The 20,831-nt window shown below is 68.3% G+C and carries 19 protein-coding genes; 15 read left to right on the forward strand and 4 right to left on the reverse strand.

From position 1 onward, the window contains the following. Nucleotides 1–58: 58 nt before the first annotated feature. Together otsB and kstR are read right to left on the reverse strand one after the other, a co-directional pair. Complete coding sequence (gene otsB / locus H0264_RS03675; RefSeq protein WP_181582650.1) at nucleotides 59–2,617, reverse strand: trehalose-phosphatase; 2,559 nt, start codon at nucleotides 2,615–2,617, stop codon at nucleotides 59–61. A 303-nt stretch (nucleotides 2,618–2,920) separates the two neighbouring features. Next, the gene (gene kstR / locus H0264_RS03680) at nucleotides 2,921–3,568 is read right to left on the reverse strand and encodes a cholesterol catabolism transcriptional regulator KstR (protein WP_181582651.1); all 648 of its coding nucleotides are present in this window, start codon (nucleotides 3,566–3,568) and stop codon (nucleotides 2,921–2,923) included. A gap of 162 nt (nucleotides 3,569–3,730) precedes the next feature. On the opposite strand from kstR, the gene H0264_RS03685 reads away from it, so the two are divergent. The 7 genes from H0264_RS03685 (at nucleotide 3,731) to H0264_RS03715 (ending at nucleotide 11,149) form a co-directional block, all read left to right on the forward strand. Then, nucleotides 3,731–5,941 carry an acyl-CoA dehydrogenase family protein gene (locus tag H0264_RS03685; protein WP_181582652.1) on the forward strand — a complete coding sequence of 737 codons (2,211 nt, stop codon included), beginning with the start codon at nucleotides 3,731–3,733 and terminating at the stop codon, nucleotides 5,939–5,941. 27 nt (nucleotides 5,942–5,968) lie between these two features. After that, a complete protein-coding gene (locus tag H0264_RS03690; protein WP_181582653.1) occupies nucleotides 5,969–7,036 on the forward strand; it encodes an acyl-CoA dehydrogenase family protein in 1,068 nt (355 codons plus the stop codon). Continuing rightward, the gene (locus tag H0264_RS03695; RefSeq protein ID WP_181582654.1) at nucleotides 7,021–8,190 is read left to right on the forward strand and encodes an acyl-CoA dehydrogenase family protein; all 1,170 of its coding nucleotides are present in this window, start codon (nucleotides 7,021–7,023) and stop codon (nucleotides 8,188–8,190) included. The genes H0264_RS03690 and H0264_RS03695 overlap by 16 nt, the downstream gene beginning before the upstream one ends. Before the next feature lie 59 nt (nucleotides 8,191–8,249). After that, entirely contained in the window at nucleotides 8,250–9,161 is a 912-nt protein-coding gene (locus tag H0264_RS03700; protein WP_181585272.1) for a bifunctional MaoC family dehydratase N-terminal/OB-fold nucleic acid binding domain-containing protein, read from the forward strand. Beyond that, entirely contained in the window at nucleotides 9,158–9,577 is a 420-nt protein-coding gene (locus H0264_RS03705; RefSeq protein WP_181582655.1) for a MaoC family dehydratase, read from the forward strand. Before H0264_RS03700 ends, H0264_RS03705 begins: the two co-directional genes overlap by 4 nt. Beyond that, on the forward strand, nucleotides 9,574–10,749 hold the full coding sequence (locus H0264_RS03710; protein ID WP_181582656.1) for a lipid-transfer protein: 1,176 nt from the start codon (nucleotides 9,574–9,576) through the stop codon (nucleotides 10,747–10,749). The genes H0264_RS03705 and H0264_RS03710 overlap by 4 nt, the downstream gene beginning before the upstream one ends. Nucleotides 10,750–10,852: 103 nt before the next feature. Further along, nucleotides 10,853–11,149 carry a hypothetical protein gene (locus H0264_RS03715; RefSeq protein WP_181582657.1) on the forward strand — a complete coding sequence of 99 codons (297 nt, stop codon included), beginning with the start codon at nucleotides 10,853–10,855 and terminating at the stop codon, nucleotides 11,147–11,149. On the opposite strand, the gene H0264_RS03720 is transcribed toward H0264_RS03715, so the two are convergent. Next, a complete protein-coding gene (locus tag H0264_RS03720; RefSeq protein ID WP_181582658.1) occupies nucleotides 11,133–11,723 on the reverse strand; it encodes a TetR/AcrR family transcriptional regulator in 591 nt (196 codons plus the stop codon). The genes H0264_RS03715 and H0264_RS03720 overlap by 17 nt on opposite strands. Before the next feature lie 78 nt (nucleotides 11,724–11,801). Between H0264_RS03720 and zapE the strand changes: the two genes are divergently transcribed. The 3 genes from zapE to H0264_RS03735 all read left to right on the forward strand — a co-directional run bounded on the left by zapE (nucleotide 11,802) and on the right by H0264_RS03735 (nucleotide 15,542). Next, the gene (gene zapE, locus H0264_RS03725; protein WP_181582659.1) at nucleotides 11,802–12,752 is read left to right on the forward strand and encodes a cell division protein ZapE; all 951 of its coding nucleotides are present in this window, start codon (nucleotides 11,802–11,804) and stop codon (nucleotides 12,750–12,752) included. A gap of 148 nt (nucleotides 12,753–12,900) precedes the next feature. Beyond that, nucleotides 12,901–14,094: a glycosyltransferase family 4 protein gene (locus H0264_RS03730; RefSeq protein WP_181582660.1), complete on the forward strand. Its 1,194-nt coding sequence runs from the start codon at nucleotides 12,901–12,903 to the stop codon at nucleotides 14,092–14,094. A gap of 2 nt (nucleotides 14,095–14,096) precedes the next feature. Next, complete coding sequence (locus H0264_RS03735) at nucleotides 14,097–15,542, forward strand: UDP-glucose dehydrogenase family protein (protein ID WP_220140014.1); 1,446 nt, start codon at nucleotides 14,097–14,099, stop codon at nucleotides 15,540–15,542. 77 nt (nucleotides 15,543–15,619) lie between these two features. On the opposite strand, the gene H0264_RS03740 is transcribed toward H0264_RS03735, so the two are convergent. Continuing rightward, nucleotides 15,620–16,051 carry a DUF4189 domain-containing protein gene (locus tag H0264_RS03740; protein ID WP_181582661.1) on the reverse strand — a complete coding sequence of 144 codons (432 nt, stop codon included), beginning with the start codon at nucleotides 16,049–16,051 and terminating at the stop codon, nucleotides 15,620–15,622. Between the two features lie 359 nt (nucleotides 16,052–16,410). Between H0264_RS03740 and H0264_RS03745 the strand changes: the two genes are divergently transcribed. The 5 genes from H0264_RS03745 to H0264_RS03765 all read left to right on the forward strand — a co-directional run bounded on the left by H0264_RS03745 (nucleotide 16,411) and on the right by H0264_RS03765 (nucleotide 20,761). After that, the gene (locus tag H0264_RS03745; RefSeq protein ID WP_244976097.1) at nucleotides 16,411–17,355 is read left to right on the forward strand and encodes a DUF4129 domain-containing protein; all 945 of its coding nucleotides are present in this window, start codon (nucleotides 16,411–16,413) and stop codon (nucleotides 17,353–17,355) included. Nucleotides 17,356–17,404: 49 nt separating this feature from the next. Then, nucleotides 17,405–17,905 carry a hypothetical protein gene (locus H0264_RS03750; protein WP_181582662.1) on the forward strand — a complete coding sequence of 167 codons (501 nt, stop codon included), beginning with the start codon at nucleotides 17,405–17,407 and terminating at the stop codon, nucleotides 17,903–17,905. Nucleotides 17,906–17,930: 25 nt separating this feature from the next. Continuing rightward, nucleotides 17,931–18,893 (forward strand): AAA family ATPase, encoded by a 963-nt coding sequence (locus H0264_RS03755; protein WP_181582663.1) that lies wholly within the window; start codon nucleotides 17,931–17,933, stop codon nucleotides 18,891–18,893. Nucleotides 18,894–19,052: 159 nt separating this feature from the next. After that, complete coding sequence (locus H0264_RS03760; protein WP_181582664.1) at nucleotides 19,053–20,327, forward strand: DUF58 domain-containing protein; 1,275 nt, start codon at nucleotides 19,053–19,055, stop codon at nucleotides 20,325–20,327. After that, entirely contained in the window at nucleotides 20,324–20,761 is a 438-nt protein-coding gene (locus H0264_RS03765; RefSeq protein WP_181582665.1) for a hypothetical protein, read from the forward strand. The genes H0264_RS03760 and H0264_RS03765 overlap by 4 nt, the downstream gene beginning before the upstream one ends. Nucleotides 20,762–20,831: the final 70 nt, after the last annotated feature.

Below are 20,831 nucleotides of genomic sequence, written 5' to 3' on the forward strand. Positions count from 1 at the left end.
CGGCCCTCGCGAACGTTCAGTTCGCGAGGGCCGCAACGACTTCGGTCCGGTAGGACCGTTACGTCAGCGCTGCCACCGGCTGGCTCAACAGCTGAGCGCAGCGCAGCAGGCCGAGGTGGCTGTAGGCCTGGGGGTGGTTGCCCAGGGAGCGTTCGGCGACGGGGTCGTACTCCTCGCTCAGCAGGCCGGTCGGGCCCGCGACGTCGACGAGCTGGGCGAAGAGCGCTTCGGCGTCCTCGCGCTTGCCGATGAGGAGGTAGGCCTCGACGAGCCAGGCGGCGCACAGGTGGAAGCCGCCTTCCCCGCCGGGCAGGCCGTCGTCGTGGTGGTAGCGGTAGACGGTGGAACCGCTGCGGAGTTCGGCTTCGGTGGCGGCGAAGCGGGGGTCGGAGGGGTCGATCAGACCGCTCAGACCGATGTGCAGGGTGGCGGCATCCAGGTCGGTGCCGTCGTAGGCGGCCGTGTAGGACTGGACCTCGTCGTTCCAGCCTTCGATCTTCACCTCGTCGGCGATGGTGTCGCGCAGTTTCTCCCATTCGGGATCGACGCCGCGCCCGAACTGGCGCGCCAGGGTGATGGCCCGGTCGGCGGTCAGCCAGCCCATGACCTTCGAGTACACGTGATGCCGCGGATTGCCGCGAATCTCCCAGATGCCGTGGTCGGGTTCGCGCCAGCGCCGCTGCACGGCGGACACCATGGCGTGCACGAGCTCCCAATCCGCGTCCGGCAGAGCCCGTTTCGGATCGGTGATGCCCTTGCGTTCCCGTGCGTGCGCGAGCTGCGAGATGAGGTCCACGATGGGACCGAACACATCGAGCTGCACCTGCATGTTGGCCGCGTTGCCGACGCGCACCGGCCGCGATCCGGCATAGCCGGGCAGCTGGTCGAGCGAGGCTTCGGGCGGCAGGGTTTCGCCGTAGAGCGTGTAGAGCGGGTGCAGGCGTTCGGGTCCGGGCAGGGTTTCCAGCACCCGGTGCACCCAGGCCAGCAGGTCCTCGGCCTCGCCGATGGACCCCAGCGACACCAGCGCGGAGGCGGTGAGCGAGGCGTCGCGCAGCCAGCAGTAGCGGTAGTCCCAGTTGCGCACGCCGCCGATGTCCTCGGGCAGCGAGGTGGTGGCCGCGGCCAGGATGGATCCCGACGGCGCGTGCACCAGTCCGCGCAGGGTGAGCGCGGACCGCTTCATGAGATCGGGCTTGAGCGGCGGCAGTTCCAGCGAGCTGGCCCAGCCGGCCCAGTACCGCTCGGCTTCCCGTCGCCGGTCCGCCTCGGGGGTCATGGCGGGGGCGAGATCGGAGGTGCCGCAGCGCAATTCCAGGACGATCGGTCCCTGGCGCGGGTCGACGACGGCGCGGGCGGTGTGGTGATTGCCGTCGTCGATGATCTCCCAGTCCACGCCGGGGGAGCGCAGCACCATCGGATCGTTGGTGCCCTGCACGATCAATCCGGACGGATCGGGCACGATGCGCACCGGCACCTGTCCGAATTCCGGTCGGGGCGCGAAGGTTACGACCGCCTTGGCGTCACCGGTGATGACGCGGGTGAGGTCGGTGCGTTCGGGCACCACGTCGTGCGGCAGGTAGTCGACGACCTGCAAACTGGCCCACCGGGTTTCGGCGGTCATGGTGCCGTCGATGTAGCGCTGGGACAGCGGCAGTCCGGCCCGTTCGGGCTGGATGGTGAAGTGCCCGGCGCCGGGTCCGCCCAGCAGGTGCGCGAAGACGGCGGCCGAATCGGGTTCCGGATGGCACAGCCAGGTGACCGTTCCGTCCGGTGTGACAAGGGCTTTGGAGCGCGGGCTGGCCAGCATGGTCAGCCGCTCGATTCGGGGGGCGGAGGCACCGGCCAGCCAGCTCCGGCGTTCCTCGAGCAGGAACGCGAGGGCGCGCGAGACGTCCTCGGTGGAGGCGACCCGGTATTCGGCGAGGGATTCGCCGTCGCCGACCTTGATGCCGACATCCGGTCCCGAAAGACGTTTGAACGCCTTCTCATCGGTTACATCATCACCGATGAAGACGGCGGCCGAGGCTCCCTGTTGATGCCGGACGATGTCCAGCGCGGCGCCCTTGTCGGTTTCGACGACCGCGAGTTCGATGACCTCCTTGCCCTCGGTGACCTGAACGCCGACCCAGCTGGCCGGCCCCTGCCGCACCTGAACGAGTGCGCGGCGGCCGATTTCGGGGGAGGCATTGCGGACATGCAGGGCGACGGAAGCCGGTTTGATCTCGACGGTCGCACCCGGATTGTCCTGGGCGATCTGGGTCAGCGTCGCCTGGACTTCCTGATGCAACTGCTTGGCGTCGTTGTCGATGGCGTGCACGAAGCCGACATCGAATTCCGAACCGTGGCTGCCGATCAGCTGTACCTCGACGGGCAGCCGGGACAGCGCCGCGAGATCTCGTAGGGCACGGCCGGAGATCACGGCCGCGGTGGTTCCGGTGAGACCGGCGAGTGCGCGCAGCGCACTGACCGATTCTCGATGGGGATAGGCCTTCGCGGGGTCGGAGACGATGGGCGCGATCGTCCCGTCGTAGTCCGAAGCGACCAGCAGCCGAGGCACTCGGGCGATGGCTGCCAACGCACGGCGAAGTTCGAGTGGCAAATCCTGTGCGCTCACGCATCCAACCTAATGATCGGAGGAGATTTTTCAGGGCGCGAGTGATGCTACTGGGTAGAGATTGCCCACTTGTTCTGGCGGTGATACATAGCGTTTACAGGACACTTGCACGCCGTTCACCAACTGTGTGATCTTCAACCTCGATACCCCCCTGAACAGCGGAAACAGCAACGGCCGCGCACTCTCCGGGGGTGCGCGGCCGTTCGGGCATTCGTGAGAACGCCCGGTGTGCGTTCGCTGGGAAGCCTCTCCCGCCGTCGGGGGTTCGGGGGCGAAGCCCCTGAGGGATCCCAGGGAGTTGGGCTACTCCTTCTTGCCGATGAGCAGATCGACGGTCAGCTCCAGGCGTTCGGTCACGTCGGTGGCGGAGGCCCTACGGGTCAGCCACGCAACGAGGTTGGACAACCAGACATCGGAGATGACTCGGGCGATGGCCAGTTCCCGGTCAGTGGGAATCTCGTCGGACAGTGCGCGGGCGAAGAACCGGTCCATCACCTTGCCGACGCGATCCACTTCGGCCGCCGCGGACGCGTCGGCGAACATGAACGCGCGCGTCATGGCCTCGGTGAGCAGCGGGTCGCGCTGCATGGCCCGGGTGACCTGGGTCAGCAGCAGGTGCATGCGCTCCTGGGGAGTGCTGCCCTGCAACGGCTTCCGCCGTCCCTCGAACTGCTCGAATTCCCGGGCGAGCGCGGACACCAGCAGGTGCACTTTGGACGGGAAGTACCGGTAGAGCGTGCCCACGGCGACATCGGCGCGTTCGGCGACCGCTCGCATCTGGACCGCGTCGTACCCACCCTTGGAGGCCAGCGCGAGGGTCGCGTCGAGGATCCGCTTGCGCCGGTCGCGCTGGGCGGCCGAGCTCAGGTCGTCCTCGCTGAGCGTGGTGACAGGCGCGGTGCGCGCGGTAGCCACCCCGTCGGCGGCCTGCGATCGGGAGGGACTGGCCATCGGTTGAAAGTCCTTTCCTGCACGAATCGTTCGGTTCATCTCACCCCAGCGTCGGCTGGATACGAGTTCGTACCGCGACCGGACGGCGCTTGACTTCCGCCCGGCTCGAACATTAGAACATGTTCTAGGAGCTGAAGTCACGCCGGAAAGGCGGTATGGAGTGTGACCATAGCCACCACTGACGAGCATAAAGCCGTTCAGGAGTCGATGCGTGGATGGGCCGCGGCAGTGCGCCCAATTGCAACAATGCGAACCGGCGCACCGGAATATTGGCGCGAATACTGGTCGCGCCTGGCCGATCTCGGAATTTTCCGGGTCGCGGTTCCGGAGGAGGCCGGCGGGGCCGGTGGTTCCGTCGCGGATCTGGCCGTTCTGGTGGAGCAGGCGGCACATGATCTGGTCGGCGGACCGGTCCTCTCGACCGCATTGGCGGGACTCGTTGCGGGCGAGATGCTCGACGAGAATACGCCGTGCGGCATTGCCCTCGGGGGCGAAATCGCAATATCGGCAGACGATTACTCCGGTTTGGGCAGGTCGCGAACCGGCGGCTCGAACACCGCCCCCGATCTCACCATGTCCGGCGTGTGGGACAACGTGATCGGCGCCGCACCCGGCACCGCCGTCCTGCTGCCGCTGCGCAGCGGTGACCGGCGACTCTGGGCGCTGATCGACGCCGAGGCGACGGGTCTGCGGGTGGAGCCGCTGGATGCCATCGACCAGAGCACGCCGCTGGCGCGGGTCACCCTCGCGGATGTCGCTGTGCCGCAGGATCGGATCTTCGAACCGGTCCAGGATCCGCGCGATCTGGCCGCCGTGCTCATTGCCGCCGAGGCCGCGGGCATCGCGGGCTGGTGCCTGGAGACCGCCACCGAATACGCCAAGGTGCGTGAGCAATTCGGTAAGAAGATCGGCGAATTCCAAGCGGTCAAACACATTTGCGCGTGGATGCTGTGCCGGGCCGAGCAGATTCGCGCCGTGGCCGCCGATGCCGCGCATGCCGTGGACACCGGCAGTAGCGAACTCGGCTTGGCCGCCGCCATCGCGCTCGCGGTATCCCTGGATGCCGCTGTCGAGACGGCGAAGGATTGCATTCAGGTGCTGGGTGGAATCGGTTTCACCTGGGAGCACGACGCGCACCTGTATCTGCGCAAGGCCACCGCCATGCGCCAGCTGGTGGGCGGCAGCGCGCACTGGCGGGCCCGGGTCGCCGAGCTGACCTACGCGGGTCACCGGCGTTCGGTCGGTCTGGCGCTGGGCGCGGATTCCGATGCGGCCGAGGGTGACTCGGCCTGGGACACGCTGGGCATCGACGCGGCCGACGCCGCGGTGCTGGCGGCCGATCTGGCCAAGATCGCGGCGCTGCCGGTCGAGCAGCAGCGCAACGCGCTGGCCGAATCCGGTCTGCTGGCTTCGCACTGGCCGGCCCCGTACGGTCGCGGCGCGGGCCCGATCCTGCGCACCTGGCTCGACGATCAGGTTCGCCAGGCCGGGATCGAGTTGCCGGAGCTGGCCATTGCCAACTGGGCGATTCCGACCCTGCTGCAGTGGGGTACCGCCGAGCAGATCGAGCGCTACGCCATGCCCACGCTCACCGGTGAGGTGATCTGGTGCCAGCTGTTCTCCGAGCCCGGCGCGGGTTCGGATCTGGCGGCGCTGCGCACGGTGGCCGAACGGGTCGAGGGCGGCTGGAAGCTGCGCGGCCAGAAGGTGTGGACCTCGCTCGCCGACAAGGCGACGTGGGGTATCTGCCTGGCGCGCACCGATGCCGACGCGCCCAAGCACAAGGGCATCAGCTATTTCCTGGTCGATATGAAGAGCGCGGGCCTGGATATCCGGCCGCTGGTGGAGATCACCGGTGAGGCGCGATTCAACGAGGTGTTCCTGGACGATGTGTTCGTTCCGGACGAATGCTTGGTCGGCACGCTCGGAAATGGTTGGAAGATCGCGCGTTCCACTTTGTCGGCCGAGCGGGTCGCCATGGGCGGCAAGGGAATCGGCGAGGAATTGGAGAAGCTCATCGCGGCCGCGCCCAAGTCCGGCCCGGGTGCGGAATTGGTCGCCGATCGTCTCGGCGGGCTTATTTCCGAGTCGGTAGCAGGAACTTTGCTGGAAGCTCGTGCAGCGCAAAAGCTGCTCAGCGGAGGCGATCCCGGGCCGCAGAGCAGTGTTCGCAAACTGGTCGGTGTGCGTCACCGGCAGGCGGTGGCCGAATTTGCCGTCGAATTGTCCGGTGCGGCGGGCGCTCTGGAAACCGAAGTGGTGAAAGAATTCCTGCTCACACGTTGTTTGTCGATTGCGGGCGGTACCGAGCAAATTTTGTTGACCGTCGCCGGTGAACGAATTCTCGGACTGCCGCGCGAGTCGCACGGCTGAGTCCACACTTCTACCGGGAGCATTGAATTGGACTTCACCAGGGACGAGAGCCAGGACGCTGTCGCCGAGGTTGTCGTAAGTTTGCTGGAACGCGAAAGCGCGCGGGATATCGCACTGTGGCCGGTGATCGCGGACAGCGGTCTGCTGGCCGTGCCGCTACCCGAGCGCTTCGGTGGTGACGATATGGGGCTGCTGGAGGTGTCGGCCATGCTCACCGAGCTGGCCACCGACGCCGTGCAGACCCCCGCGCTGAGCACGCTCGGCTTCGGCGTGCTGCCGCTGCTGGCCATCGGCGTGCCGGATACCGTGGCGGAGAAGGTGTTTCCCGCCGTCGCGGAGGGTGCGGTGCTGACCGCCGCCCTGCACGAGACGGGCGCGCCGTTCACCGTCAAGCCGGAAACCGTGGCGGTGGCCGACGGCGCGACCGTCCGCGTCACCGGCCACAAGATCGCCGTGCCGTACGCCGACACCGCGCGCTGGATCCTGGTGCCCACTGACGCCGGCATCGCGCTGGTGGACGGTGAAGCGCCGGGCATCACCCGCACCGCGAGCCCCACCTCCGATGGCGTGCCGGAGTTTTCGCTCCAATTCGATCAGGTGCAGATCCCGGCCGAGCAGCTGCTGCCCGGCGGCCTCACCGAACTGCACCGGTACGCCCTGGCTGCCCTCGGCGCGGTGGCGGACGGTCTGCTCAAGGGCGTCATCGCCCTGACCGCCGAGCACGTCCGCACCCGGCAGCAGTTCGGCCGTCCGCTGGCCGAGTTCCAGGCCGTGGCCCAGCAGATCGCGGACGTCTACGTGGTCTCGCGCACCCTGCACGCCGCCGCCCTGTCCGCCAATTGGGCGCTCGCGCAGGAGAATCCGACCGCCGAACAGCGTGAGCGCACCGACGACGACCTCGACGTGCTCGCCTACACGGTCGCCTCGGAACTGCCCGCGGCCCTGCAGAAGTGTCACCACCTGCACGGCGGCATCGGCGTGGACGTCACGCACCCGCTGCACCGCTACTACTCACAGGCCAAGGACATCGCCCGCTGGCTGGGCGGCGAATCGTTTCGGCTGGACCGACTTGGAGCAAGATGTTCATCGACCTAACCCCTGAGCAGCGTCAGCTCCGGGACGAATTGCGTTCGTACTTCAGCGGTCTCGTGACTCCCGAGGAGGAGGCCGAGATGCTGGTGAACCGGCACGGCGACGCCTACCGCGCGGTGGTCAAGCGCATGGGCCGGGACGGCTGGCTCGGCGTGGGCTGGCCGAAGGAGTTCGGCGGCCAGGGTTTCGGGCCGCTGGAACAGCAGATCTTCTACAACGAGGCCGTCCGCGCGGATGTGCCGGTGCCGCTGGTCACGCTGCTGACCGTCGGCCCGGCACTGCAATCCTTCGGCACCGATGAGCAGAAGCAGAAGTTCCTGCCCGGAATCCTCACCGGCGACGTGCATTTCGCCATCGGCTACTCCGAACCCGAGGCGGGCACCGACCTCGCGGCGTTGCGCACCACCGCGGTCAAGGATGCCAATGGCGACTGGATCGTCAACGGGCAGAAGATCTTCACCACCGGCGCGCACGAGGCCGACTACGTCTGGCTGGCCGTGCGCACCGGCACCGTCGAGTCGCGGCACCGCGGCATCACGATCCTCATCGTGGACACCAAGGATCCGGGCTACTCCTGGACCCCGATCATCACCGCCGACGGCGCGCACCACACCAATGCCACCTACTTCGACAATGTCCGCGTCCCCGCGAACATGATCGTCGGCGAGGAGAACGGCGGCTGGAAGCTCATCACCACCCAGCTCAATCACGAGCGGGTGAGCCTGGGCCCGTCCGGCAAGATTGAGCAGCTCTACGAGCGGGTGCGCGAATGGGCGCAGCGCCAGGGCGTTCTGGGGGAGGCCGACGTGCGCCGCTCGCTGGGCCGCCTGCACGCCATGGTGCGGCTCAACGAGCTGCTCAACTGGCAGGTCGCCTCGAATATGGAGCGCCCCGACGCCGCCCCGGCCGATGTGATCGCCGACGCCTCCGCCACCAAGGTGTACTCCACCGAGGCGGTGCAGGAGGCCGGTCGCCTGGCCGAGGAGATCGTGGGCCGCTTCGGTGATCCCGCCGCCCCCGAGACCGCCGAACTGCTGACCTGGCTGGACCGGCGCACCAAGCAGAACCTGGTGGTCACCTTCGGCGGCGGCGTGAACGAAGTCATGCGCGAGCTGATCGCCCAGATGGGCCTGTCGCTGCCGCGAGTTCCCAGATAAGGAGTGTCCTTGTGACGCAGAGCTTGACGGCCGACGAGATCCGCTCGGCGGTGGAGAAGATGAAGGCGGCGGGGGAGTCCGCGCCGCGCGCCGGACGCGATCCGGTCAACCAGCCGATGATCAACAACTGGGTCGAGGCTCTCGGCGACACCAACCCCATCTACGTGGACGAGGAAGCGGCCAAGGCCGCCGGGCATCCCGGCATCGTCGCGCCGCCCGCCATGGCGCAGGTGTGGACCATGCTGGGGCTCAACGGCGTTCGCGCGGACGACGACCCGATGACGCTCACCAACAAGCTGTTCGACGAGGCCGGTTTCACCTCGGTGGTGGCCACCAACTGCGAGCAGATCTATCACCGCTATCTGCAGATCGGTGAGCAGGTCACGGTGCGCTCCAGCATCGAGGAACTGGTGGGGCCCAAGAAGACCGGGCTCGGCGAGGGCTGGTTCACCACCTACCGTACGAACTGGTACGTGGGGGAGGAGCTGGTCACCGAAATGCTCTTCCGCATGCTGAAATTCGCGCCCGGCACCGGTGCGCAGGCCCCCGCGACCGAGCAGCCGAAGTCTGAGGATCTCGCCAAGCGCGTTCGCCCCACCACTTCCCGGGACACTGACTTCTTCTGGGAGGGAACAAAACTCGGCGAGCTCCGGATTCAGAGTATGCCGGATGGGACGCTCCGGCATCCCCCGGTTCCCGCATTGTGGAAGGACAAGTCGGAGCAGACGGAGTACGTCGTGGCCTCCGGGCGCGGCACCGTCTTCAGCTTCGTGGTTCACCACGCGCCCAAGGTGCCGGGCCGGCAGCTGCCCTACGTGGTCGCACTGGTCGAGCTCGAGGAAGGCGTGCGCATGCTCGGCGAGCTGCGCGGCATCGACCCCTCCGAGGTCGAGATCGGGCTCACGGTGGAAGCCGGTTTCGAGCAGCTCGACGATGACAACACCGTCCCGTACTGGAAGGCCATCCGATGACAGCCACCATCGAACCGGCCGCCGTGACGGTCGGAACGGTCCTGCCGGAGTTGGCGATTCACGCCGACACCACCTTCGTGGTCAGCACCGCGCTGGCGACCCGCGACTTCCAGGACGTGCACCACGACCCGGACAAGGCGGTCCAGCGCGGTTCCAAGACCATCTTCGTCAATATCCTCACCGACACCGGCCTGGTGCAGCGCTATGTCACCGACTGGGCGGGGCCGAAGGCCATCGTGAAGTCGATCTCGCTGCGCCTGGGCGTGCCGCTGTACGCGGGTGACACCCTCACCCTGTCCGGAACGGTCGCGGCCGTCGACGGCGAGGACATCACCATCGACGTGGTCGGCAAGGACAGCCTCGGCGCCCACATCACGGCGAAAGCCGTTATCTCGCTGCAGGAGGCACGCTCGTGACGGGTTTGAGCGGGCGCGCCGCCATTGTCGGCATCGGCGCGACAGACTTCTCGAAGGACTCCGGCCGCAGCGAATTGCGGCTGGCGGCGGAGGCGGTCACCGCGGCACTCGCCGACGCGGGCCTGACCCCCGCCGACGTGGACGGCCTGACCACCTTCACCATGGACACGAACACCCAGGCCGCCGTGGCTCGCGCCGCGGGCATCCCGAGCCTGAAGTTCTTCTCCAACATCCCCTTCGGCGGCGGCGCGGCGGCGGCCACCGTCCAGCAGGCCGCCATGGCCGTGGCCACCGGCGTCGCGGATGTCGTTGTGGCATACCGGGCCTTCAACGAACGCTCCGGAAACCGCTTCGGCCAGTTCGCAACCCACCTGGCCACCGGCAACCCGACCTCCTCGGGCGTCGACAATGCCTTCTCCTACACCCACGGCCTGGGCACCCCCGCCGCTCAGGTGGCCATGGTGGCGCGCCGCTACATGCACGTATCCGGCGCCACCAGTGCGGATTTCGGCCGCGTGGCCGTGGCCGACCGCAAGCACGCCGCCGTGAACCCGGCCGCCCACTTCTACGGCAAGCCCATCACGCTGGAGGAACACCAGTCCTCCCGCTGGATCGCCGAACCCCTGCACCTGCTGGACTGCTGCCAGGAGACCGACGGCGGCGTCGCCATCGTGGTGACGAGTGCCGAACGGGCCAGGGACCTTCCGAACAAGCCCGCCGTGATCCGCGGCGCCGCACAGGGTTCCGGCGCCGACCAGTACGTCATGACCAGCTACTACCGCGACGCCATGACCGGTCTCCCGGAGATGGGTCTGGTGGGCGACCAGCTGTGGGCGCAGAGCGGATTGGGCCCGCAGGACATGCAGGCCGCCATCCTCTACGACCACTTCACCCCCTTCGTCCTCATGCAGCTGGAGGAGCTCGGCTTCTGCGGTCGCGGTGAGGCCAAGGACTTCGTCAAGGACGGGGCCATCGAACTCGGCGGCCGGCTCCCGCTCAACACCCACGGCGGCCAGCTCGGCGAGGCGTACATCCACGGCATGAACGGCATTGCCGAAGGCGTGCGCCAGATCCGCGGCGCCTCGGTCAATCAGGTCGCGGGGCTGGAGAACATCGTGGTCACCGCCGGCACCGGCGTCCCCACCTCCGGCCTGGTGCTCAGCGCCAACTGAGTTCCGCGCCAACCGGATTCACCCGAACCCCGAGAGCCGCCCCGGGCCTCGGGGTTCCGGCGTAGATTGGGATGAGTCCGACGCGCAGGAGGGGGCTGGCAGCATGCTGCAGGATCGCCTGAACGAATTCCCGACCGGCACACTCGTCTACGGCCAGCCGTACGAGACGGCCGACGGCTCGACCGTCATCACGGTGGCCACCAATGGACGCCTGCTCGGAGCCCGTCCGCTGGGTGTGTTCGTGGTGCACGGCGGCGAGGTGAAATGGCAGGCCGCCGTGGACGAGACCAGGATCGCCCTGCTCGCCGTCCTGTCCGGCCTGATCGCGGCCGGGCTGACGACCGCCGCCCTGTTCAAACGGCCGCCGTGGCCCGATCTGCGGATCATCCAGCGGCATTGAGCTGAATCGCGACAACGCCCGTCAGCTGCGCGACGCTGGCGGGCGTTCCCGGGGTGAGCCCGCTGCGGATTCCGGCGAAGCGATCGAAGACCACCCCTTCCAGGACCGCGATGAAATCGGCTGCGGCCCGGCCGGGTTCGCGTGCGTCCAGCAGCCGGAACAGCCCGGTGGCTCGTTCCAGCGAGAACAGGCAGCCGATGAGTTTCGCGTGCAGTTCCGCATCACCCAGCAGGTCGACGATGAGGGCATGTCGCACGATCAGATGGTTGCGGCGTTGCGCCAGTAGCCGATCCAGCCAGACAGCGATGCCCTGCGCCAGGGCGTCCGGATCGACGGTGGCGGGCGCCTCGAGGTTCCCGGCCTCGAAGTCGGCGCGGGAGCGGGTGGCGATGCGGTCGACGATGGCCTCCACGAGCGCCCGCTTGGTGCGGAAGTAATACGACGTCGAGCCCGCGGGCAGCCCCAGGGCGGTGTCCAGGGCGCGGTGGGTCAGCGCCCGAAGTCCCTGGGCGGCAATGAGATCGATGGCGCTCTCGACGATCAGGGTGCGCCGGTCGAGTGTGGAAGCGGTCACTTCTGGTTCCTTACGTCGATGCGATCCTCTACAACTATAGAGGAAGCTCTACCGATGTAGAGGACCGAGGAGGTCGCAATGGATACGCAGGCTGTGGTGCTGGACGCCGATCAGCAGATCGCGGCGGAGCGGCTGGCGGGCATCGCCACCCGCGTCGGCAGGCGGTGGCGGCGTCCACGTGGGCTCTATCTGTGGGGTGGCCCGGGCCGGGGCAAGACAATGCTGATGGATCGCTTCTATGCCTCGGTGTCGTCGAAGCACAAGCGCCGCTACCACTTCCACAGCTTCTTCGCGCAGCTGAACGCGGCCATTCACGAGCACGGCACCCTCGACAAGGCCGCCGATGGCCTGCTCGGCGGGGTCGATCTGGTGTGCTTCGACGAATTCCACGTGCACGACTCCGGGGATGCCCGGCTGGTGGAGCGGCTGCTCGAGCACCTGTTCGCGCGGCACATCACCCTGGTGGTGACCTCGAACTACCCGCCCGCCCAGCTGCTGCCGAACCCGCTGTTCCACCACATGTTCGAGCCGACCATCGAGCGCATCCTCGAGCATCTGGATGTGGTGTCGGTGAATGGCCCGCAGGACTACCGCCGGCTCGGCGGCAAGCACACCGGTTTCGCGGCCGGGGAGTACATCGTGGGGGAGTCTCCGGTGACCGGTCGCGCGCAGGTGCCGGTCGCGCATCGGCTCATGAACGCCCGGGTCGCGGAGAACGGCGCGCTGACGGTCGATTTCGCGGAGCTGTGCGGAATCCCGGTGTCGGCGGCCGATTTCCTGGAGCTGGCTCGCGAGTACGACCACTGGACCGTCTGCGACGTGCCCGAGCTGTCCACCGTCTCGCCGGACTGGGTGATGCGTTTCGTGAATCTGGTCGACGTGCTCTACGACGCCGACTACCCGCTGTCGATCTACGCGGCGGTTCCACTGGCCGAACTCGGCGGCGAAAGTGCCCGGGTCCCAGACCTGTACCGAACGGTCAGTCGGCTCTCCGAGCTCGTGTCGAGCGAGTCCGAGCGTGTCGGGTAGCGCAGTACCACCACGGGGCAACGCGGAGGTGAACTCGCCACCTTGATCGACTCGCACGGTTCACGTGCCGTCCACGCGCACGGGGTGTGGCGTTGCTGACCGCTCCTTAACGTGCAGTAAGGAGGCAGCACCGAACCGGAGGGGACCGATGCGAATCCGCGATCAGGTAAGGGGTCCCGCACCGCGGCACCCCAGCCACCCTGGCGCCCGGCTACGTGTGCTGGTCGTCGCCGAAAGCTTTCTTCCCCAGGTCAACGGCGTCACCAACTCCGTACGCCGGGTGCTGGATCATCTTGCGGCGAAAGGGCACGAGGCCGTGCTCATGGCCCCGACCGGGCCCGCGAGATATGCGGGATTCCGTGTGCACGTGGTCCGCGGGGCCCGGCTGCCCTTCTATCGGGACTTCCGCATCGGCCTGGAAACCCGCCGCCGGCTGCGGAAGATCATGCGCGAGTTCGAGCCCGATGTCGTGCACATCGCCTCGCCCGCGACCCTCGGCTATCAGGCCGCGCGCGTGGCGGCCGAACTCGATGTGCCGACCGTGGCCATCTATCAGACCGATCTGGTGGGTTTCGCCGAACGCTACGACCTGCCCGCCGGAGTGCGCGCCATGGCCGCGCTCACCCGGCGCATCCACCTCCAGGTGGACCGCACCCTCGCGCCCTCCACCGCGAGCCTGCGGCAGCTGGAACTGATGGGCATTCCCGGCCTGGCGCGCTTGCCGCGCGGCGTGGACCTGCAACAGTTCGACCCGGCCCGGCGCTCGGAAGCCCTGCGCGCCCGGCTCGCGCCGAACGGTGAACTGCTGGTGGGCTATATCGGCCGCCTCGCCCCGGAGAAGGAACTCGAGCTGCTCGCGCACCTGCGCGGCGTCGGCGGCATCCGGCTGGTCGTGGTCGGCGGCGGGCCGGAGGAGAAACGCTTGCGCAAACTCCTCCCGGACGCGGCCTTCCTCGGGGTGCTGCACGGTGACGAACTGGCCGCCGCGTACGCCTCGCTCGATGTCTTCGTGCACACCGGACGCCACGAAACCTATTGCCAGGCAGCGCAGGAAGCCCTCGCTTCCGGCGTCCCGGTGGTGGCTCCCGCCTCCGGCGGGCCCATCGACGTGGTGAGCCCCGGCACCGGATTCCTCTATCCGCCCGGAGACGCCGACGCGATGGTGTCGCTGGTGCACCGGCTCGTCTCCGATCCCGCACTGCGCGCCGAGACGGCCGACGCCGCCCATCGCAGCGTGCAGGACCGCTCCTGGGACGCGGTCAACAACCTGCTGATCCGCCACTACCGCGACGTGATCGCCGAGCGCCGCTCCGACGGCCGGCTCACCAAGGAGGCATCCTGATGCTGCGAATTTCCGTGATAGGCACCGGATATCTGGGCGCCACCCATGCCGCGGGCATGGCCGAACTCGGTTTCGAGGTGCTCGGCGTCGACAACGATCCCGCCAAGGCCGCCGCGCTGGCAGCGGGCCGGGTGCCGTTCCACGAGCCGGAACTGCCGGAACTGCTTGCCGGGCACGTGAACTCGGGACGGCTGCGATTCGGCACCTCCCTGGTGGAAGCGGCCCGCTTCGCCGACATCCACTTCCTGTGCGTGGGAACGCCGCCCGGCCGCAACGGCGCGGCGGACCTGTCGCAGCTGTACTCCGCGCTGGACGGCCTGGTGCCGCACCTGACCCGCAACTGCCTGATCGTCGGCAAGTCGACGGTCCCGGTCGGCACCGCCGAGGCGTTGACCGCCCGCATCGCCGAGCTTGCGCCGCACGGCATTTCGGTGGATCTGGCCTGGAATCCGGAGTTCCTGCGCGAGGGCCACGCCGTCTTCGACACCCTGCACCCCAATCGTCTGGTCTTCGGCGTGACCACGCCGGACGCGGAATGGGCGCTGCGCCAGGTGTACGCGAGACCCATAGCCGACGGCTCCCCGGTGGTGATCACCAATATGCCGACCGCGGAACTGATCAAGGTATCCGCCAATGCCTTTCTGGCGACGAAGATCTCGTTCATCAATGCGATGGCGGAACTGTGCGAGCTGACGGGTGCGGACGTGAGCCTGCTAGCCGACGCCCTCGGTCACGACGACCGCATCGGCCGCAAATTCCTCGGCGCCGGACTGGGTTACGGCGGCGGCTGCCTGCCCAAGGACATTCGCGCGCTCATCGCCCGCGCCGACGAACTGGGTGCGGGCGCGGCGGTCGACTTCCTGCGTGATGTCGACACGGTCAACCAGCGCCGCCGCGAGCGCGTCGTGCGAGAGACCCTGAACCTGGTGCGCGCCAACGGTGATGGCGGCCGGGTGGGCATTCTCGGCGCGGCCTTCAAACCGCTCTCCGACGATGTCCGCGACTCTCCGGCCCTGGATGTCGCCACCCGCCTGCATGCCGCCGGCCTCGAGGTGAGCGTCTACGACCCGGCCGCCGCGGGTCCCGCGCGGACGGCGGCCCCGCAACTGGTCTACACGGCGACGGCCGCCGCCGCCCTGCACGAGGCCGATGTGGTCCTGCATCTCACCGAATGGAGCGAATTCCGGGACCTGGACCCGGTTTTTCTGCGCTCGGTGGCGCGCGGCGGCGTCATCATCGACGCCCGCAACACCCTCGACCCGGAACCGTGGCTGGCCGCCGGATGGGACTTCCGCGCCCTGGGCCGGCTGGTCGAGCGGCGTGCCGCCGCCTATCCGGCCGTGGAATCACCTGCTGTGGAGCCGAATACGGCTCCGAAGACGGCAGACGCACTGGTGCCGCCCGCGCCCCTGACCCGCTTGCGTTCCCGGTTGCGTCGAACGGCCTGAAACGCAACGCGTGCAACGCGCCCAGCACTGAAAAGTGCTGGGCGCGTTCGCGTATGTCTCGTTCGCGGGCTGCCCTATCAGTTCTGAGGGCCGCGGGTGATGGTGTCGCAGCCCGAGATCTGCACGCCCGCACCCCATCCGGCGGAGTCGATGGCGAGCGCCTCGGCCTCTTCCCAGGTGTTGCCCCACGACCAGCCCCAGTGCCCGCGCGCGGTCACCGCGGCGGCGGCGCAGCGCTTGTTGTCGGAGCGGTCGGCGTCCCAGTTGATCTTCGAGACGCAGTCGGTGTAGCCGCACTTGGAGACGGCGGCGGCCTCGGCCGCCTCCTTGCTCGGGTAGCCGGTCACGATCGAGTAGGCGCGCTCGTGGTTGCCGAGCGCGATGGCGCCCCAGGTCCCCCCGTAGGCCTGAGCGGGTGCCGCGACGACGGTGGACACGGCCGAGACGCCGATGGTCAGGGCCGCGGCGGCGAGCAGTGTGGTCGAGCGCGCGGTTTTCGAAAAGAGCATTCCAGCCTCCCGTTCTGGCGTGGCACCGGTGACGCGCGGTGCCGAACGGACTGGAGCATAACCGGCGAAACCGACATGCCACACCGGCCGAATGGACATTTTGTGCCGCGGATCACCTGCGGCACTGGACTATTCGGCCTCGGCCGAAACTGATCCGGGTTCGTCATAGATGCCGTATGGCACCCCGTGGCGAATCGTGCGTGCGCACAGCGGATTCGTGGCACGTTCGGTCATGATGCCGCAGGACCCGATTCATGTGCGATCTGCATGTAACCGGCGTTCGCGATTTTCCTCCCTATGGACCGCTTGGCATGTAACTATGTGCCTGATTTTGCAGAACTCCGGTTGGGGGTGATCTCGTGACTGGGGTGGGGACGGTGGTCACGCGCGCGACCGTACTGATCGCGTTGCTGATGTTCGCTGTCTTCGCGCTGCGCGGATACATCCCCGGCAGCGGCGGGCCCTCGGCGCCGCACACACCCTCGGCGGTCGCCATCGCATTGATGCCGGTCCTGCTGCTGGTCTCCGTGGTCATCCTGGTCGCGGGGGTGATCAACAGTCAGCACCGGCTGCCGCTGGCCATGCCCGAAGCGGACGAGGACGCGCGCAGGCGGTCCTGGAAGCTGGGCGGCCTCGGGCTGCTGATACTCGTCGGCCTGGCGGCCGTCGCCCTGCTGCTCACGGCGCTGATCTCGGTGTACGTGCTCGGGCCCGGCCGGGAGGAGGAGACCCCGACCGCGGCGACGCGGCCTCCGGCCACCGAAACCATCGGCGCCCCGGTCGAAACCACCACTCCGGTCGGCGAGATCCTGTCCGCGCCCGCGCTGACCGGTCCGGCGCTGGTCATCGTGGCCGTCGGCGCGACCGTCCTGATACTGGTGGCCATGACCGGTCTGGTGGTGGTCGCGGTGAGCTCGAATCGCCGCCCCGCCACGACAATCGGGTTGCCCCCGCCCCGAAAGTCCACCGAGGCCGTGTCGCTGGCGAAGGTTGCGGAGATGGGCCTGGCCGCCATGATCGCGCCGGGCCAGGATCCGCGCACCGCCATCATCGCCTGCTACGTCGCCATGGAAAGCGGTCTGGCACAGGCGCGGGAGGTCGCGCCGCTGGTCTCGGACACCCCCTCCGAGGTGCTGGCGCGCGCCTTCGATCGGGGCTTCCTGCACGACGCCTCGGCGCGGGAACTGGTGGCGCTGTTCGAGGAAGCCCGGTTCAGCCCGCACTCCATGCTGGAGTGGCAGCGGATGCGTGCCGAGCAGCTGCTGCGTATCGTATTGGCTGACCTGCAGGGGGCTGCGGCATGAAAGATGTTGTCGCAGTGTGGATCACGCTGCACCGGACAGGGGATCGGCAATGAACCGGATGGCGATCGTGATCGGCGCGGTACTGCTGGTCGGCGTGCTCGAGCTGATTGCCGTGAGCAATCAGCGGGACGCGCTGCTGCTGGTGGCGGGCCTGCCGGTGGCGGGCGCGCTGGGCCTGCTGGTGTGGTCGCTGCTGGAGCGGTCGCGCCGGCTGCGAATCATGCCCGGCGACAACGAGATCGACAATGGCCCGGCCGACATGCTGCGACGCTGGGAAGCGCGCGCCAGCATGCTCGCCGACCGCGCCGACGGCTCCCGCGCCGACTGGGACCGCCATCTGCGGCCCCTGCTGGCCAAGGAGTTCGAGCTCACCAGCGGGCATCGGATGGCCAAGAACCGGCGCGCCACCGAGGCCGCCGGGCAGCTGCTGTTCGGACCGGAACTGTGGCGCTGGGTGGATCCCGCCAATTCGGCGTTGCGCGATCAATCGAATCCGGCGCCGGGGCGACCCGCGCTGGACGAGATCCTGCGCCGCCTCCAGAACATGTGAAACGGGTTGAGATGCGAGATATGACATGACATCACCGATGGATGTGACCATCAAGCGCACCGAGGCCGTGCTGCGGGAAATGGGGCGGGTCGTCGTCGGCAAACGCGACGAACTGCAACTGATCATGATCGCCGTGCTGTCCGGCGGGCACATCCTCATCGAGGATCTGCCCGGCCTGGGCAAGACCCTCATCGCGCGCTCGTTCGCCTCGGCGCTGGGCCTGAACTTCACCCGCGTGCAGTTCACCCCCGACCTGCTGCCCGCGGACCTGATCGGCTCCACCATCTACGACATGCATTCGGGCCGCTTCACCTTCCGCCGCGGCCCGGTGTTCACGAACATGCTGCTGGCCGACGAGGTCAACCGCACCCCGCCCAAGACGCAGGCCGCCCTGCTGGAGGCCATGGCCGAGGGCCAGGTCTCCATCGACGGCGAAACCTTCCTGCTTCCCAAGCCTTTCGTGGTGATGGCCACCGACAACCCCATCGAGTACGAGGGCACCTACCCCCTGCCCGAAGCCCAGCTCGACCGCTTCGCCATCCAACTGCGCCTCGGCTATCTCTCCGAACAGGACGAGATGCAGATGATCCGCCGCCGCCTGGAGCGCGGCGCGCAAACCCCGCAGGTCGGCCAGGTCGTCGATGCCGACGGCCTGATCGAGATGCGCCAGAGCGTCGAATACGTGACCGTGCACCCCGATGTGGTCGGCTATGTCGTCTCCCTCGCCGCCGCCACCCGCAACCACCCCCAGGTCGAAGTGGGCGCTTCCCCTCGCGCCGAACTCGACCTGGTCCAAATGGCCCGCGCCCGAGCCCTTTTGAACGCCCGCGACTACGTGGTCCCGGAAGACGTGAAGGCCCTGGCGATTCCGGCCATGGCGCACCGCATCACCCTCCGCCCCGAAATGTGGGTCCGCCGCATCCGCGGCGAAGACGTGATCGCCGAGTTGCTGCGCCGCCTCCCCGTCCCGCGCGCCACCACCGCGTGAGCTGCCCATGAGGTTCCCCGCCACAGTCGTGCCCGCCCCGCCCGTAACGACCTGCCCCCGCCCCGGCCTGCGGCACCGTCCTGCTCGTCCCGGCCCGAGTGGGTTGTCCCCAGCGCCGGGCAGCGTCGCACGGGATGTGCGCACGAATTCGGGGCCGCTATGAGGCATCGCGATACCAGCACGTCAGTCGAGGCCGAATTGCAGTGGCGGCCTGCGCCTCTGGTGTTCATGCTGGCTGCGGTGTCCGCGCCCGCGTTGGTGCTCGCGGTGATCCTGGGGCAGTGGCAGCTGGTGGTGTTCGCCGCGCCGATGATCGGCGTGCTGGCCAGTGCGCCGTTGCAGCAGTCGCGGACGCGGATCCAGGTGGACGGGGTGGGGGTGCTGCGCTGCTTCGAGACCGAGGAGGTGGTGCTGACCGCGGCCGCGTTCGTGGAGTCGGGACATGCGTTGCTGCGCTTGCACTCCGAGCCGATTCACGGCATGGAGATCCGGGTGGAGGAGGCGGTGGATTCCGGGCCGGCTCCGGCCGGACTGCGGCAGTCGCTGTCGGCGTCGCGGTGGGGGCGGTATCCGGTGCCGGTGCGGGTGACCGCCTTGAATCCGGCGGGGCTGTCGGTGGCGTCGGTGGTCTTGTCGGCGGGGGATGTGTATGTGTACCCGATCGCCGACCCGCAGCGAACTCGATTGCCGCGCACCGAACTTCCCGAACGCATCGGTATGCACCTGACGCGCAGGCACGGTCCGGGTGTGGAGTTCGCGGATGTGCGGGCCTACGCGCCGGGTGATCAGTTGCGCACCGTGAACTGGGCGGTCAGCGCCCGCCGCGGAAGGCTCTTCGTGACCGAGCGATTCACCAACCGGGCAGCGGATGTCGTTGTGCTGGTGGACACTTCGCTGCAAGCGCCCGGACCCGCGACGGATTCGCTGGAGCTGTCGGTGCGCGGCGCGGCGCAGGTGGCGCAATCGGCCTTGCAGGCCGGTGACCGCACAGCCGTTGTCTGCCTTGGCCGTTCGCCCCGCTGGCTGCGCCCCGACATCGGCCGCCGCCAGTTCTACCGCATCGTCGACACCGTCCTGGACGTGGGCGACGAGCACATTTCCACGGTCGGCACCCTCGCCCCGCACGCCGCCGTCCCCATCGGCGCGGTGGTGGTGGCCTTCTCCACCCTGCTCGACACCCAATTCGCGCTGTCCCTCATCGATCTGCGCAAGCGCGGGCACGTCGTGGTGGTGGTGGACGTGCTGCGCGGCACGCCTTTCGGCGCCGGTCTGGATCCCACGCTGGCGCGCATGTGGCAGCTGGAGCGCAGTTCCATGTACCGCGATATGGGCACGGTCGGCGTGGATATCGTGGCCTGGCCCGAGGACGCCCGGCTCGATCAGGTCATGCGCCTGCTCCCGGAGCATCGCCGCACCGTGCGGGTGCGCCGATGACCCGATTTCTGGCCGTATTGTCCGGTCTCCTACTGACTTTCGGTATCGCACTGGTCGAACCGTGGCCCGCCCTGCCCGCCCTCGCCCTGGTGATCGCGGGCTGGCGCTGGCGAGTGTGCGCCGTCGGCGCGGTCCTGGTGGCTCTCGGCGTCCTCACCGTGGCGGAGACGGGTGCGCTGATCGCGGGTGCGATAGGGCTGGTTGCGACCACATATCTGCTGAATACGGCCACCGTGTCGGCCCCGGTCGGCGTGGTGCCCACCACGATTCCGTCGGTTGCCGGTGCGCTGGTCTTCACCGTGGCCGCGGGTGTGGCGTCCCTGCTGCCCGCCGGTCTCGCCTGGATCCCCATCGCGGCCCCCGTCGCGGTGATCCTGCTCTACGCCCTGGTGGTTCGCGGTTTGGCCGATGACCGGCAACCTGACCCAAAATAGGCGGAAAATTGCGGGTCGAGAGCTGATTCCGGCCACGGTCGCGCAAATTCATGGTCAATAACCACTTTCG

Origin of the sequence: Nocardia huaxiensis (assembly GCF_013744875.1) — a bacterium.
In the GTDB taxonomy this organism is placed as follows: domain Bacteria; phylum Actinomycetota; class Actinomycetes; order Mycobacteriales; family Mycobacteriaceae; genus Nocardia; species Nocardia huaxiensis.